The sequence below is a fragment of the Vibrio makurazakiensis genome, from assembly GCF_050337375.1.
In the GTDB taxonomy this organism is placed as follows: Bacteria; Pseudomonadota; Gammaproteobacteria; order Enterobacterales; family Vibrionaceae; genus Vibrio; species Vibrio makurazakiensis.
Genome location: NZ_JAKJSW010000349.1, coordinates 1 through 2,880, shown reverse-complemented (window position 1 = coordinate 2,880; position 2,880 = coordinate 1). Strand labels below are relative to the sequence as shown.

At 44.8% G+C, this 2,880-nt stretch carries 2 protein-coding genes; both read right to left on the bottom strand.

Annotated features, from left to right (window positions below; all coding sequences use genetic code 11):
* Positions 1–1,583, bottom strand: a 1,583-nt coding sequence (menD, locus tag L4C33_RS21225) for a 2-succinyl-5-enolpyruvyl-6-hydroxy-3-cyclohexene-1-carboxylic-acid synthase (protein WP_428814377.1), incomplete at its 3' end; no start/stop codon positions are given.
* Positions 1,580–2,880, bottom strand: a 1,301-nt coding sequence (locus tag L4C33_RS21220; protein ID WP_428814376.1) for an isochorismate synthase, incomplete at its 5' end; no start/stop codon positions are given. The genes menD and L4C33_RS21220, both read right to left, overlap by 4 nt.

Below are 2,880 nucleotides of genomic sequence, written 5' to 3'. Positions count from 1 at the left end.
GTTTCTGGCTGACTGTATTGTAAGTTAAATTGTTGTGCAGCATTCTTGAAGTCGTAGCCATGAGGTAATTGATACAAGCTCTGTTTTTGCGGCTGTGGGACTGGAAGTAAGTCGAAAATCGCGCCACCGTCATTATTAGTAACAACAATCACCACGGGCGTTTCTACGTTGCTCATCAATGCAAGCGAATTTAGGTCGTACAGCAAAGAAGTGTCACCAATCAACATGAGTGTTGGCTTTTCAGTTACCTGTACAACGCCAGCCATTGTCGCCACTAAGCCATCGATCCCTGACGCGCCTCGATTACTGAATACTTGATTACCGCTAAGGTTTGAAAACATATCAATCAAACGCACAATCAAACTGTTACCAATAAAGAGGTCTCTTTGCTTAACTCTAGCAGACAAGTCAACGGCGATAGCTAATTCAGTCAAATATTCGTTATTCAAAATCTGAGCATGAGCCAACGAATTACTGGTTTTTGATACTTCGATTAGGTCATTAGCCCAACCAAATGTGTTAGAGATTAAACTCGGCTTTGGTTGTGAACTCACGAAAGGTTTCACACTTGTCGTTAGCTGAGTTAATGGCAGATGAAACTGATTAATTCGATGGCAACCCGGAGATACCACTACATGTTGGCTCGGTAAGAAATCTGCACAATGTTGGCTTACCCATTGATTGAGCCTTTTTGAAACAATCCGCTCACCAAACTGAATAACAAAATCACAATGCGAAAGCATTTCTTGAGCTTTGACCGACGGCATCCACAAGTCGTAATGTGCCCAATCGCTACTGACACCGGATTGAGAATCACAGAAGACAGGCCAGCCCAATGTGTTCGCCCACTCTATCGCCTGCTGAGCCTCTTCTAGTGCTAATGAGCCTAGAATGACGACTCCACGGCAGTTCAAATAATTTGCAGCCAGCGGTTCGCCACAATGTAGAGGTTCAGCAATAGGGTGAAGTGTGTAAGGCTTTAAGCTACCTTTCCACTTATCAATCGAATTCAGGTAGTCTGAATAATGCTCTTTGCTGTTATTGGAATAAAGAGGCTCTGGAAAAGGGCAATTGATATGCAGAGGCCCACCTTCTCGTGATTGCTTAAATACCAGTTGGTCGACAGATGAAAGAAGCCAATTAAGGGCCACATCAACCGATGGGCTTGGTAGGTTTAGCGTATCGGTCACATGAGAAGAAAAAACACCAATTTGGTTAATCGCTTGGTTCGCTCCACAACCAATCAGTTCAACCGGTCTATCTGCAGTTAAAAGTATAAGCCTTTCACCGGTTAGCCCAGCCTCGGCAACCGCTGGTAATAAATTTGCGACAGCTGTTCCTGAAGTCACGATAATCGCAACAGGCCTACCTGACGCTTTAGCTAGACCAAGCGCATAAAAGCCTAAGCCACGTTCATCAAAGTGACTGTGCAAGGTTAACGCTGTATTAGCGGCCGCTTCTAACGTAAGTGGTGTCGAACGCGAGCCTGGTGCCATACACACATCAACGACACCAAGACGAGATAACTCTTCTAAAAGTGTCTCGCTCCAAATTCGATTTAAAATTGCGCGGTCATCACTCATGATGCAACTCCTAGTGGAGGATGATCAGAGATCAAACTTAATAGTGTCGACATTTTTTTGTTTAGCTCTTGCCACTCTAACTCAGCTTCCGATCCCGGTACGATCCCAGCACCTGCAAACAACTGTACTTGATCATTTACAATCAGTGCACTGCGTATCGCAACACACAACTCTGCTTTTTGGTGGCTAATATACCCAACAGAGCCTGCGTACCAACCACGAGCAAAAGGTTCATTTTCAGCAATAAACGCCATCGACTCTTTCCTTGGCAAACCCGCCACAGCTGCAGTCGGCTGCAATGAAGCCAATAGCTGAACCGCATTTACTCCAGGCTTTAGGTGAGCATGAATGCTGCGCTTTAAATGTTGAACTTTACGCAGTCGAACCAAGTGCGCTTCACCTTCAACATAGATGGTCTCTGAATCAGGGGTTAGGCGCTCTATAATGTCATCGACAACATATTGGTTTTCGTTGAGGTTCTTTGCATCTTGAGCAAGCCAATTTGCCAGTTCCATATCGTGAGAGGCGTTCTCTCCTCGGCCAATCGTCCCGGCGAGCGCTTCAGTATGTAACTCTGACCCATGCCGGCTATAAAGGCGCTCAGGTGTCGAACCTATAAAGCTGTGCTTAGAATCTAAAACCAACATGAAGTGGAAACTATTATGATTTTGTTGGTAACTGGCTTTAAGCAATTGTGCAGCGTGAATTGGCACATCTAGCGAAAGGGTCGTTTTTCGAGCCAGCACCACTTTTTTGAAATCGTTGGCCTGAATACCGTCTAATACTTTTTCTACCAAATCATTCCACTGAGGACGCTCTGGCGTATGTTCAATATGCTGAATGTGAGCACTTAAAGGCGCTAGGTTAGCGGCATCGATTTTTAAACGCTTTAACGCAGCAATTTCACTGCTTTTATCTGAGCTTAGGTTGACGGCAAGTGACCACTGTTGATCAAATCGTATTAATTCAATTTGAGGCAAAAAGAAGAATGACGACATGCAGCGCTTGTTCTTATCGGTATTACCATCGAACGAGCGCCCTCCCCAAATCCTTTGGTCATCACCAAGGATTGCATAAGCGGGTGCGGGATCAGTAAAAGTGTGAATCTTTCCTAGTGCGACGACTTCTTCTCGAGTGTCTCGTGATTGCCAATAGAATTTAGGAAACATTGGCTGAGCATGGATCCACTCGATAAGGGAAAACGAAGGAGCTTTTGTAAGCTTTTGAATGCAACGAACTTGGCCAACCGGAGTTGCATTAACTTGCTCAATGAGTGCTGAAATAGCTTGTTGAAAAT